Below are 12,123 nucleotides of genomic sequence, written 5' to 3' on the forward strand. Positions count from 1 at the left end.
TCTGAGGAAGGTCCCGCCGACCTGCTGGGCAGTGGCTCACAACAGCGGTATGCCAGGTGTTGACCCGTCAATCACGAGAGGGTGGGCCAGACATGTGGACCGCTGGATTCTGGAAGGCCACCGCGGAGCGCGCGCTCCGTACCTTCGCTCAGTCGCTCGCCGCCGTCCTGGTCGCAGGGGCGACCACCCTCCTGGACGTCGAATGGAAGGCGGCGCTGGCCACCGCGGGGATGGCGACGCTGCTCGCGGTGCTCACGGCGGTCGGTGCCGCGAACGCCGGGGCGCGCGGCCCCGGCATCACGGAGACGCCCGCCCCTCGAAGCCGCCAGGTCACGCCCTAGGAGCTGGTCAGCGCCAGGCCCTAGGAGCTGACCAGCACCCCGGAGTCCACCGAGATCCGGTCGCCCCGGAAACGCTCCCGGAGCCTTCGGTCGTGCGACACCACGACCAGCGTGCCCCGGTAGCCCGCCAGTGCCTCGTCGAGTTCCTCGACCAGCGCGGGGGAGAGGTGGTTCGTCGGCTCGTCGAGCAGGAGGAGGTCGGCCGGGCGCGTCACCAGGCGGGCGAGCGCCAGACGGCGGCGCTGACCCACGGAGAGCCCCTTGACCGGCACGGCCAGGTCCTCCTCGCGGAAGAGGCCGAGGGAGAGGAGGGCCTGGGCGTGGTCCTCGGGCAGGCCCGCGAGGCCCGCCGCGAACGCGTCGAGCAGCGGGCGCGCCGTGTCCTCGTGCGTGATGTACTCGATCTCCTGCGGCAAGTAGCCGACGCGGGCCGGTAGTTGGACCTCCCCGCGTTCCGGGGTGAGCGCTCCGGCCAGGACGGCGAGCAACGTCGACTTGCCCGCGCCGTTCACCCCGGTCACCAGCGTGCGTGAGCCCGGATCGAGGAGCAGGTGGGACACGGAGAGGCGCTCGCCCACCGCGACGTCCGTCAGCGAGACCGGGCGTACGAAGGGATGGTCGCCGCCCTCCAGGCCTGCACCGGCCGTGAAGTGGAGGGGGTCGGGCGGGCGCGGCACCGGGTCAGCGCGCAGCCTGCGCAGGCGCTCGCGCGCGTTGCGCACGATGCCGGAGAGCTGGCCCTCGACCGACCGCTGGTGGCCCGCGAAGCGGGGGCTGTCGCTCATCCGCCAGCCCGTCGCCAGCCGGTCGGAGCCGCTGTCCGCGAGCCGTTCCTGGCGCGCGATCTCCTCGCTCCACTCCCGGTAGCGCTCCTCCCAGCGACGGCGTGCCGTGGCGCGCTGTTCGAGGTAGCCGTGCCAGCCGCCGCCGAAGCGGGCCACGGACCCGCGGTCGCCGTCGACCTCGACGATCACCTCGGCGACGCGGTCGAGGAAGACCCGGTCATGGGTGACGGCGACGACCGTGCCCCGGTGGGCGCGCAGCCGCTCCTCGAGCCAGCCGAGCGCCTGGTCGTCCAGGTGGTTCGTCGGCTCGTCCAGGAGGAGCAGCTCGGGCTGCGGAGCCAGGACGCAGGCGAGCGCGAGGCGCGCCGCCTCCCCGCCGGACAGCGAGCCGAGCGTGCGCGAACGCTCCAGGTGCGGGACGCCGAGGCCGTGCAGGGCGGCTTCGACGCGCGCGTCGGCCCGATAACCGTCACGCGCCTCGAAGGCGGCGACGAGGTCCCCGTACGCGGCGAGTTCGGCAGGACCCGCGGCGCCGAGCGACTCCTCGGCCTCGTGGATCCGCCGCTCCAGATCCCGCAGTTCGGCGAGCGCGTCGTCCACCGCGTCCTGCACGGTGGCGTGCGGTGGAAGGCGCAGCGTCTGCGCGAGATAGCCCGTGCCGCCGTCCGAGACGACGGCCACCTCGCCGTCGGCGGGCGCGAACTCGCCCGCCATCAGGCGCAGCAACGTCGACTTGCCCGAGCCGTTCTCACCGATGACGCACGCCTTCTCGCCGGGGCGCACCGACAGGGAGACCCGTTCGAGTACGGGCCGCTCCGGATATCCGTACGACACGTCGCGCAGGACGAGCTGACTCACGGTGCGTCTCCCCCTCGGTTCACGGGTCCTTCTCGGATCACACGGGCTGACCGAACAGCTCCCGCAGGACGTCCTCCATCGTGACCATGCCGGCCAGCCTGCCGTCGGAGCCGAGCACCGCCGCAACATGGGTGCGGCTGCCGCGCATCGCGGTCAGCACGTCGTCGAGCGGCGTGGTCTCACGGACCTGGGCGATCTTGCGCATGTCCGGCACCCGGAAGGGCAGGTCGCGCGGCATCCGGTCGAGCGCGTCCTTGACGTGGAGATAGCCGACGATGCGACGGCCGTCGTCCACGACGGGGAAACGCGAGAAACCGGACTCCGCCGAAAGCCGCTCCAGCTCCTCGGGCGTCACACCCACGCGGGCGTAGACCACGCTCTCCAGCGGGAGCACCACATCCCTGACGGGGCGGCGGCCGAGCTCCAGGGCGTCGTGCAGCCGCTCCTGGGCGCGGTCGTCGAGCAGGCCGGCGTCACCGGAGTCCTTGACCATCCGGGCGAGCTCGTCGTCCGAGAACGACGCGCTCACCTCGTCCTTCGCCTCGACCCTGAGCAGCTTCAGAAGGCCGTTGGCGAAGGCGTTGATCGCGAAGATGACCGGGCGCAGTGCCCGGGCGATCGCGACCAGCGGCGGGCCGAGCAGCAGAGCCGTGCGCACCGGCTCGGCCAGCGAGATGTTCTTGGGGATCATCTCGCCGAGCAGCATGTGCAGATACGTCGCGAGCGCCAGGGCGATGACGAAGGAGATCGGGTGGACCAGGCCGTGCGGCACCCCCACCCCGTCGAACAGCGGCTCCAGGAGGTGCGCGATGGCGGGCTCGGCGACGATGCCGAGCACCAGCGTGCACAGCGTGATGCCGAGCTGCGCCGCCGCGAGCAGCGCGGAGACGTGTCGCAGACCCCACAGCACGCTCTTGGCACGCCGGTCGCCGTCCTCGGCGTACGGCTCGATCTGGCTCCTTCGTACGGAGATGAGGGCGAACTCGGCGCCGACGAAGAAGGCGTTGACGACGAGGGTCGCCAGGCCGATCAGCAACTGGATGGCGGTCATCGCTCCTCCTCCTGGTGGTCGTCGTGCAGGGGCGCGTGCAGCAGGACGCGTGCCGCGCGGCGGCCGCGCGCGTCCACGACGTCCAGCCGCCAGCCGCCCACCTCCAGGCTGTCGCCATCGGCGGGGATACGGCCGAGCTCGGTCGCGACGAGTCCGGCGAGCGTCTCGTAGGGCCCCTCCGGCGCGCGCAGGCCGACGCGGGCCAGCTGGTCGGTGCGGGCCGAGCCGTCGGCGGAGTACCGCGTGCGGCCTTCGCCGTCCGTGCCGTCGGGGGCGATGTCGGGCGTCTCGTGCGGGTCGTGCTCGTCCCGCACCTCGCCGACGACCTCCTCGACGATGTCCTCCAGGGTCGCGACGCCGGCCGTGCCGCCGTACTCGTCGATGACCACGGCCATCGTGCGCTTGCCGGAGAGCCGGTCGAGCAGACGGTCGACGGTCAGCGACTCCGGTACGAGGAGGGGCTCGCGCATCAGCTCGGCGACCGGGAAGCGCGCGCGGCGCTCGGCCGGTATGGCCAGGACGTCCTTGATGTGCGCGACGCCGACGACCGAGTCGAGGTTGCCGCGGTAGACGGGAAAGCGGGAAAGGCCGGTCGCCCGGGTGGCGTTCGCGACGTCCTCGCAGGTGGCCTGCACGTCGAGGGCCATGACCTGGACCCGCGGCGTCATCACGTTCTCCGCGGAGAGGTCGGCGAGGTTCAGGGTGCGGACGAACAGCTCCGCGGTGTCCGCCTCCAGCGAGCCCTCCTTGGCGGAGTGGCGGGCGAGAGCCACCAGCTCCTTGGGGCTGCGCGCGGAGGCGAGCTCCTCGGTGGGCTCGATGCCGAAGCGGCGTACGGAGCGGTTCGCGGTGTTGTTCAGATGCGCGATGAACGGGCGGAACAGGGCGCTGAACAGGCGCTGCGGGGTCGCCACCCGTTTGGCGACGGCCAGCGGGGAGGAGATCGCCCAGTTCTTGGGGACCAGCTCACCGACGACCATCAGGAAGACCGTCGACAGGGCTGTGCCGATGACCAGGGCGATCGACGAGGACGCCGACGACGGGATGCCTATGGCGCGCAGCGGGCCCGAGATCAGCTTGGCGATCGAGGACTCGGAGAGCATGCCGACGACCAGGTTGGTGACGGTGATGCCCAGCTGGGCGCCGGAGAGCTGGAAGGTGAGGTTCTTGACCGCCTTGAGGGCGCCGGCGGCACCGCGCTCGCCGCGTTCGGCGGCTCGCTCCAGTTCGCTGCGCTCGACCGTCGTGAGGGAGAACTCGGCCGCGACGAAGACGCCACAGGCGAGCGAGAGCAGCACCGCCACGAGGAGCAGGAGCACTTCGGTCATCGGGTCACCTCCGTCCCATGATCGGGCAGGGACCGGGCGAATGCGCGATGTCGGGTACTAGGAGGCTCGCCCATGGGCGGACGCTCACACCTTTCGTAGACGTTCGAGTGGTCCGTCCATGTTAAAGGATCAGCAAAGCCCACTCGACGGACCGGCTGCGGGCCGAGATCGGAGGAGTCCCCCCGTCAGGCCCGCTGAAACGGCTTGACCCAGCGGCTCCACTGCGGCTCGGGCGCGTAGCCAGCGGCGTGCCAGGTGTGATGGGCCTGTTCGTTGTGGTTCAGGACCATGGCGTCGCCGCGCCGCCCGCCGAGGCCCACGAAACGCTCCTCGGCCGCGTCGAGCAGCGCCGAGCCGATGCCCTGGCGGCGGTGGTCCGGGTGCACGGCGAGCCGGTAGAGGTGACAGCGCCAGCCGTCGAAGCCGGCTATCGCGGTGCCGACGACGAGGGCGTCGCGCTCCGCGAGCAGCAGGGCCTCGGGGTCTCGCGCGATGAGGCGCGCCACCCCGTCATGGTCGTCGCTGATGCTCGTTCCCTCGGCGGCTTCGCCCCAGAACCGCAGCACGGTGTCGATGTCCGAAGGGGTCGCGGGGCGGATGTGAAGGTCGCTCATGGGGAGATGTAAGCAGGGCGGCCGTCCGTCTGGCGAGCGGTTTCGGCGACCTGGCCGGGGGCGGACGGCGACGGAAACCGGCCATGAAACTTTTTCTAGAAAGTGGCTCTAGAAACCGTGTTGATTGGGCCAGAATCGCGGCATGGTCAATCGTGAGTCCGAGCCGGTGCATCAGCCCGTGCCCGGCAACCCCTACGTCGTCCAGCCGGCGCCGCCGGCCGGTCCCTTGCGAAGGCTCGGCCTCGCCCTCGCGGCCGTCGCCGTCGCCCTGGCCCTGGTCGGTGTGGGCTTCTACGCCGTCACGCGAGCGGACGGGGACGGGGACGGCGGCGGTTCCCGTGAGCCTGTCGCCGGACAGACGCGGCAGTCGCCGGACGGCGACGGGAAGTCGGCGGGCCCGGACCAGGGGGACGACGCCAAGGACGACGGGTCGGCCGCCGTGATCGACGTCAACGCGGGGCGCAAGCCCGGTGAGGCCAGGGCATGGCTCGCGATGAACGACCTCGAGCTGCCGGGCAAGGGCGCGCAGCTCCACGACCTCTGGCATGTGCCCGGCGTCGTGGCCCAGGCCGAGTACAACGAGGTCACCGGCTACCGCACCGCCGACGGCTCGAAGGCATGGTCGGTGGTGCTGCCCGGCACGGTGTGCGACACGCCGGTGAACCCCACGCCGGACGGCAAGGTCGTGGTGGCGTACACGAAGAGGAAGTCCGAGCAGAACGCGTCGTGCGACCAGCTGCGGATGATCGACCTGAAGACCGGTGAGAAGGGCTGGCACAAGGAACTCGTCGACGGCGGCTTCTGGGACTCCACCAGCTCGACCCACGTCGCCATCACGGGCAGCACCGTCCTGGTCGACCAGTACGCCACCATGCGCGCCTATCGGATCAGTGACGGCAAGCGGCTCTACACGACCGAAAGGGAGCGGGAGGGCGGCTGCTCCCTCGACGGCGTCGCGGGCGGCGCGCGGCTGCTCCAGGTGGAGTCGTGTCAGCCGGGAAGCCCGAACACGCACGGCAGGCTCAAGAAGCTCGACCCCCGCACCGGCGACGTCGAGTGGAGCTACCGGACGAAGAGGGGCTGGAGCATCCACAAGGTCTACTCCGTCGACCCCGTCGTGGTCACCGTCAGGAACCGCGAGGAGTTGGACAAGTGGGCCGTGGTCGCCGTCGACGACAAGGGTGATCAGCGCTCCTGGATCAGTCTCGACAAGGGCCCGCAGGAGTTCGAGATGTGCGCGGGGGCCGGGGACTCGGGCGAGGGCGTGCAGAACTGTCCAGGGGGAGCTGTCGACGCGGACACGCTCTATCTGGCGAGCGAATCCAAGGACGACCTCATCGGACCGAACAAGATCGTTGCCTACGACCTCCGTTCGGGGAAGTCCAAGTGGTCCGGATCGGTCGGCGGGCGGAACATCGTGCCCGTCACCGTGGTCGGAGGCGACAGGCCCGGGTTGATCGCGTACGCGCGGCCGCGGGGCGGCAAGAGCGGGCAGACCGTGCGGTTCGGCCGCGGCGGCGGCAAGCCGGACGTGCTGCTGCGGCACACCTCACCGGCCCAGACCATGGAGGTCGCGATGTTCGCCGGCAACATCCTGTACGCCGACAAGCGGTTCTTCGTGACCCCCACGCTCCTGGAGGGCAAGAGTCACGGCGGCAAGGGCGAGGAAGGCGACGCCCGCATCCTCTCCTTCGCCCGGTGAGGCCTCCGGTTCGCCCGGTGAGGCCACCGGTTCGCCCGGTGAGGCCACCGGTTCGCCCGGTGAGGCCACCGGTTCGCCCGGTGGGGCCTCCGGCCGAGCAGCACGCCCCCAGATCGTCGCCAGCAGTGGAGACACGATGACGCAGCCGCCCCCCGAACAGCCCCCGCAGCAGCCGCAGGGCCCGTTGCCTCCGCAGGGCGCCTTCGGCCCGCCCCCGCAAGGCAGCTTCGGCCCGCCGGTCGCTCCGCCGCCCAGCGGCTTCGGCCCGCATCAGGTCTACCAGCCGATACCGGCGTCCGGCCGGCCGCCGGGCTCGGGCGGCAGACGGCCGGGTCGTCGTACCGCGATCGTCGTCTCCGTCGTCACCGCGATCGCCCTGATCGTCGGCGGCGGCGTCTGGTACGTGACATCGGCGGGCGACGGCTCGAAGGACAAGACGGCGGCCAAGCCGGGCGGCGACGGCGCGAAGCCCCCGTACGAGAAGCCCGAGGAGAAGGCACCGAAGGACCCCGAGGCCTTCTTCACGACCAAGGCATTGCAGCCCAAGTTGCCCAAGGGGGAGACCACTTGGAGGACGCAGGGGTCCTGGCTCACCGACAAGGTGTACGCGAAGTCCTCGGTCGCGGCGATCGTCGGCGTCGACGCCACGTCGGGGAAGGGGCTCTGGCGCCTGCCGAAGCCGGGGCAGTCGTGTGCGGGCTCCCCGAACCTCGGCAAGGGCAACATCGCCGTCGTCGTCACGGGGGCGAAAGTGCACGACGACAGGGGCTTCAAGGACGCGTGCACCGAGGTGACCGCCTTCGACGTGGACACCGGTGACAAGCTCTGGACCAAGTCGATCACCGTCGGCTACGAGAAGAAGAAGACGGAGTTCGACCAGGTCACCATCAGCGGCGACACGGTCGCCGTCGGAGGCCTCTACGGCGGCGCGGCCTTCGACCTGCGCAGCGGCGACGTCCGGTGGGAGCCGAAGCAGGGGGAGGAGTGCCGCGACGTCGGGTACGGGGGCGGCGAGCGGCTCGTGGCGGTCCGCTCCTGCGGTGACTACGGCTCGCAGCGCTTCCAGATACAGCTGCTCGACCCGGCCACGGGAAAGTCGAAGTGGACCCACAAGCTGCCGGCGGGCGTCCGCAGCCCGAACCTGGTCTCCACCAAGCCGGTGGTCGTCGCACTCGACTCCGGAGAGATCACCGCGTCCGGAGCCACGGACGTCTTCCCCCTCGACGAGAAGGGCAACCGGCGTACGAGGATCGCCCTGACGGACGGCAAGTACCTGCACAACTGCGGCAGGGTCCACGTCGCCGAGGACTGCCGGGCCATCGCGGCGGGCAACGGCAAGCTCTACGTCGCCACCGAGAAACGCGAAGGGGCGAAGGAGTTCTCGTCGACGAACGACATCGTGGTCTTCTCCCTGGCCACCGGCAAGACCACGGGGGAGAGGGTGGAGGGGGGCGACAGCTCCCCGATCTTCCCGATCCGCATGGACGGCGGGAACGTGCTCGTGTACAAGAGCGGCTTCAAACCGCAGGTTGTCTCCCTCGACGGCAGGAACCTGAAGAAGGAGACGGTGCTTCTCGCGGGCACCGGGTCGGCCGCGCTCTCGCCCCTGATCTCCGAAATGCGCTTTTACCGCAACAAGCTGTTCGTCAGCTCCGATCTGCTCGGCCAGCCCTCATCGGACAAGAAGGAGATCATGATGTTCGGCTTCGCGGCCAAGTAGGCACAGGCCGCGCGGGCACAGCGGCAGCGGGCCCTCACTCGTGCGCGATGGCCGCGAGCACGTTCATGCGTGAGGCACGCAGCGCGGGGAGCAGGGCCGCCACCAGGCCGACGATCACCGAGCCGATCAGCACCGCGATCACCGTCGTCCAGGGGATCGCGAACGCCGTCATGCCCTGCAGCGCGAGCACCTGTTGGGCCGCGACGCCCCACAGCAGACCGAGCGCGAGCCCGAGCAGCGCGCCGAACACCGCGATCACCACCGACTCCAGCCGGATCATCCTGCGCAACTGCCGCCGGGCGAGACCGATGGCACGCAGCAGACCGATCTCGCGGGTGCGCTCCACGACCGAAAGGGCAAGGGTGTTGACCACGCCGAGGACCGCGATGATGATCGCCAGGCCGAGCAGCGCGTAGACGAGGTAGAGCATCACGGCGATCTGCTCGCGGATCAGTTCCTTGTAGTCGGCCTGGTCGCGGACCTGCACCTGCGGGTACGGGTCAAGCGTCTTCTCCAGCCGGTCGCGCAGTGTGTCGGCCTCCGTGCCCGAGGCCGCGTTCACGTACAGCGCGGAGTCCTGACCGCCCGGCATGAACTTCTCGACCGTCTCCATGCCGAAGAAGACGCCACCCTCGATGCCGAACCCTTCCGATCCGGGCTGGTCGGTGAGCGCCCCCACCGTCAGCTCCGTCTCGCGTCCGCCGGGGAACTGCACGGGCAGCCTGGAGCCCACCCGGGCCTTGTGTTCCCGCGCGAAGTCCCGCTGCATGGCGATGCTTCCGGGCGCCAGAGCCCGTGAGGTGCCGCCCTCGACGTACGTGACGCGGGCGACGTCCTCGAGGCGCGGGTCGTAGCCGGCCGCGGTCGTCTCCACGCTCCTGCCGTCCGGCATGGACACCTTCACGGGCGCGAACCGCTGGCGCACGACAAGCCCGGCGCCCTCGGTGTCCTTCACCTTCTCGGTGATTTCCTGTGAGAAGGGCATGAAGTTGCTGTTCTGTACGACGAAGTCGGCGCCCAGCGTCTTGTCGATCTGTTCGTCGAACGACTTGGTCATCGACGCGCTCGCCACGGACATGCCGCTCACCAGGGCGAGGCCCACCATCAGCGCGGCGGCCGTGGCGCCCGTACGGCGCGGGTTGCGCAGCGCGTTGCGCTGGCTCATCCGGCCGACCGAGCCGAACAGGGCGGGGAAGGCGCCGCCGAGCACCCGGATCACGGGGCGGACGAGAAGCGGTCCCGCGACGACGGTGGCGATCAGGGTGAGGACGAGGCCGAGACCGAGCAGGGAGGCTGCCGACGAGGTCTTCTCGGCGGTGGCACAGCCCACCAGCGCGGCGGCGCCCGCCGCCCCGACGACCGAGCCGACCACCGCGCGGATCTTCAACGGCCGCCCCACGCCCGCGATTTCGGCGTCCGCGAGCGCGGCCATCGGCGACACGTGAGCCGCGCGCCGAGCCGGGAGATACGCCGCGACGAACGTGACGCCGACCCCGACGACGTACGAGGCGACGGGAGTTCCCCACCCGATGACCATCTCGGTGGACTTCAGGTTCATCCCGAAGGCGCTCATCAGCTCGATGAGGCCGGCCGCGAGGCCGATACCCGCCGCGAGGCCGAGCGTGGAGCCGACCACGCCGAGCAGGACGGCCTCGGTGAGCACGGAGCGGCGGACCTGTCTGCGGTCGGCGCCGAGCGCGCGCAGCAGACCCAGTTCGCGGGTGCGCTGGGCGATCAGCATCGAGAAGGTGTTGACGATCAGGAAGATGCCGACCAGGACGGCGATACCGGCGAAGCCGAGCATCACGTACTTGATGACGTCGAGGAAGCCGCCGAGTTCGGAGGCCGCCGACTCGGCCTGTTCGTCGGCGGTCTTCAGGTCGTATCCCGAGCCGAGTTCGGCGGTGATACGGCGCTTGAGTTCGGTGTCGCTCACGCCGGCCGCGGCGTCCACGGACAGGCCCGTGGCCGCGTCCTTGTCGCCCAGGAGTTCACGCTGGGCGGTCGGGGTGTCCAGGAAGAGCAGGGCCGCACCAGGGTTGGTGGTGGTGAAGGTGACGATGCCGACGACCTCGACCTTGAACGAGCCCGGCGCGGCGAGCACCGTGAGCGTGTCGCCGATCCGTACGTCCTTCTTGTCGGCCGTGTCCGCGTCGAGCAGCGCCTGGTCCCTGCCGCGCGGAGCGTGCCCGGAGGTCAGCTCGACCGGGCTGCGGTCGGAGACGTACCAGTTCGTGGCGACGGTGGGGGCGCCGGAGGTGGGGCCGACCGGATCGTTCCCGCTGTCGACGACCGTGATGTTCTCGACGGCAGCGTCCAGGCGGGTCCGGGCGACTCCGTCGACCTCGGCGACGCGGTCGGCGAGTTTCGCGAGGATCGTCGGCGTCCGCCCCGAGGGAACCGCCTCGTCGAGGTCCTCCTTCGGCTCGACGGTCACATCGGCGGACGTCGTGGCGAAGAGCCGGTCGAAGGTGCGGGCCACCGTGTCCGAGAAGATCAGGCTGCCCGCGACGAACGCCACCGAGAGAAGCACGGCGAGCGCGGAGAGCAGCAGTCGGCCCTTGTGTGCGAGGAAGCTTCTGAGCGTCGCCTTCAGCATGGTCGCGGGCCGCCTCAGTCCCGGTCCGTCACGCTGCCGGCTCCGGGCCCGCTCTTTGGTTCTCGTCCTGCTTCTCGTTCTGCTTCTTGCTCTTGCTCCAGCTGTTGCTCGTGCGACGACGCGTGCATCACGTCGAACCTTTTGAGGCGTTCGAGGACCGACTCCGCGGACGGGCGCGGCATTTCGTCGACGATGCGGCCGTCCGCGAGGAAGAGCACCAGGTCGGCGTGGGCGGCAGCGCCGGGGTCGTGGGTCACCATCACGACGGTCTGCTCCAGCGTGTCGACGGCCTCGCGCAGGAAGCCGAGCACTTCCAGGCCCGCGCGCGAGTCGAGGTTGCCGGTCGGTTCGTCCGCGAAGATCAGCTCGGGGCGCGAGGCGAGCGCCCGCGCGCACGCCACGCGCTGCTGCTGGCCGCCGGAGAGCTGGGCGGGCCGGTGCTTGAGGCGGTCACGCAGCCCGAGCGTCTCGATGACGTGGTCGAGCCACGCGCGGTCGGGACGCTGGCCCGCGATGTCCATGGGCAGCGTGATGTTCTCGGCGGCGTTCAGGGTCGGGATGAGGTTGAAGGACTGGAACATGAATCCGATGCGGTCCCGCCGCAGCTGCGTCAGCTCCCGTTCCCTGAGCCCGGTGATCTCCGTGTCGCCGAGCCACACCTGGCCGGCGGAGACCGTGTCGAGCCCGGCGAGCAGATGCATGAGCGTGGACTTCCCCGAACCGGACGGGCCCATGACGGCCGTGAAACGACCGCGTGCGATGTCCACGTCGACCGCGTCGAGGGCGAGCACGGTCGTCTCCCCGGAGCCGTACGCCTTGGTCAGACCGCGTGCCCGTGCGGCGACCTCGCTGGGCTCCGCGAGGCCTCTGGTCGATGCCGAAGCAGGTGTGGACAACGCCGCCTCCTGGGTCGTGGCCGCTCCAACTCCCTTAATCCAGCCGAGAGTAGAGGGTCGGGGCGGGCGCCGGTATCCCTCTGGTGGAGGAGGACGGGGCGAGCGGGCGGGCCGTCGCGGACGAACTGCGGAAGTGGCGCCGCCGGCCTCCGGGCGAGTCACGGCTCGGCGGGGTCTCACAGGGATGCTCGGCGGGGTCTCATTGGGATGAGGTGCGCGCCATTGATCA

The 12,123-nt window shown here is 70.6% G+C and carries 9 protein-coding genes; 3 read left to right on the forward strand and 6 right to left on the reverse strand.

What is annotated here, in order from left to right:
* The first annotated feature begins 92 nt into the window (after positions 1-92).
* Complete coding sequence (locus tag ABXJ52_RS33590) at positions 93-341, forward strand: holin (RefSeq protein WP_367047354.1); 249 nt, start codon at positions 93-95, stop codon at positions 339-341.
* Between the two features lie 20 nt (positions 342-361).
* Here ABXJ52_RS33590 and abc-f read toward each other — a convergent pair whose 3' ends face one another.
* The 4 genes from abc-f to ABXJ52_RS33610 all read right to left on the reverse strand — a co-directional run bounded on the left by abc-f (position 362) and on the right by ABXJ52_RS33610 (position 4,977).
* On the reverse strand, positions 362-1,984 hold the full coding sequence (gene abc-f / locus ABXJ52_RS33595; RefSeq protein ID WP_367047356.1) for a ribosomal protection-like ABC-F family protein: 1,623 nt from the start codon (positions 1,982-1,984) through the stop codon (positions 362-364).
* 37 nt (positions 1,985-2,021) lie between these two features.
* Positions 2,022-3,035, reverse strand: a complete 1,014-nt coding sequence (locus tag ABXJ52_RS33600) for a hemolysin family protein (protein ID WP_367047359.1) — start codon at positions 3,033-3,035, stop codon at positions 2,022-2,024.
* Positions 3,032-4,363: a hemolysin family protein gene (locus ABXJ52_RS33605; RefSeq protein ID WP_367047362.1), complete on the reverse strand. Its 1,332-nt coding sequence runs from the start codon at positions 4,361-4,363 to the stop codon at positions 3,032-3,034. The genes ABXJ52_RS33600 and ABXJ52_RS33605 overlap by 4 nt, the downstream gene beginning before the upstream one ends.
* Positions 4,364-4,548: 185 nt before the next feature.
* Positions 4,549-4,977 (reverse strand): GNAT family N-acetyltransferase, encoded by a 429-nt coding sequence (locus ABXJ52_RS33610; RefSeq protein WP_367047363.1) that lies wholly within the window; start codon positions 4,975-4,977, stop codon positions 4,549-4,551.
* A gap of 142 nt (positions 4,978-5,119) precedes the next feature.
* Between ABXJ52_RS33610 and ABXJ52_RS33615 the strand changes: the two genes are divergently transcribed.
* Together ABXJ52_RS33615 and ABXJ52_RS33620 are read left to right on the forward strand one after the other, a co-directional pair.
* Entirely contained in the window at positions 5,120-6,679 is a 1,560-nt protein-coding gene (locus tag ABXJ52_RS33615; protein ID WP_367047365.1) for a PQQ-binding-like beta-propeller repeat protein, read from the forward strand.
* Between the two features lie 136 nt (positions 6,680-6,815).
* A complete protein-coding gene (locus ABXJ52_RS33620) occupies positions 6,816-8,399 on the forward strand; it encodes a PQQ-binding-like beta-propeller repeat protein (RefSeq protein WP_367047367.1) in 1,584 nt (527 codons plus the stop codon).
* A gap of 34 nt (positions 8,400-8,433) precedes the next feature.
* Here ABXJ52_RS33620 and ABXJ52_RS33625 read toward each other — a convergent pair whose 3' ends face one another.
* Entirely contained in the window at positions 8,434-10,998 is a 2,565-nt protein-coding gene (locus ABXJ52_RS33625) for an FtsX-like permease family protein (RefSeq protein ID WP_367047370.1), read from the reverse strand.
* 14 nt (positions 10,999-11,012) lie between these two features.
* Entirely contained in the window at positions 11,013-11,894 is an 882-nt protein-coding gene (locus tag ABXJ52_RS33630) for an ABC transporter ATP-binding protein (RefSeq protein ID WP_367047372.1), read from the reverse strand.
* Positions 11,895-12,123 lie beyond the last annotated feature (229 nt).

The organism is Streptomyces sp. Je 1-332 (assembly GCF_040730185.1).
In the GTDB taxonomy this organism is placed as follows: domain Bacteria; phylum Actinomycetota; class Actinomycetes; order Streptomycetales; family Streptomycetaceae; genus Streptomyces.

Bases quoted from the DNA above. Each gene is read 5' to 3' on its own strand.
- ABXJ52_RS33590 (WP_367047354.1), top strand. From the start codon at position 93: ATGTGGACCGCTGGATTCTGGAAGGCCACCGCGGAGCGCGCGCTCCGT.
- ABXJ52_RS33600 (WP_367047359.1), bottom strand. From the start codon at position 3,035: ATGACCGCCATCCAGTTGCTGATCGGCCTGGCGACCCTCGTCGTCAAC.
- ABXJ52_RS33605 (WP_367047362.1), bottom strand. From the start codon at position 4,363: ATGACCGAAGTGCTCCTGCTCCTCGTGGCGGTGCTGCTCTCGCTCGCC.
- ABXJ52_RS33610 (WP_367047363.1), bottom strand. From the start codon at position 4,977: ATGAGCGACCTTCACATCCGCCCCGCGACCCCTTCGGACATCGACACC.
- ABXJ52_RS33615 (WP_367047365.1), top strand. From the start codon at position 5,120: ATGGTCAATCGTGAGTCCGAGCCGGTGCATCAGCCCGTGCCCGGCAAC.
- ABXJ52_RS33620 (WP_367047367.1), top strand. From the start codon at position 6,816: ATGACGCAGCCGCCCCCCGAACAGCCCCCGCAGCAGCCGCAGGGCCCG.
- ABXJ52_RS33625 (WP_367047370.1), bottom strand. From the start codon at position 10,998: ATGCTGAAGGCGACGCTCAGAAGCTTCCTCGCACACAAGGGCCGACTG.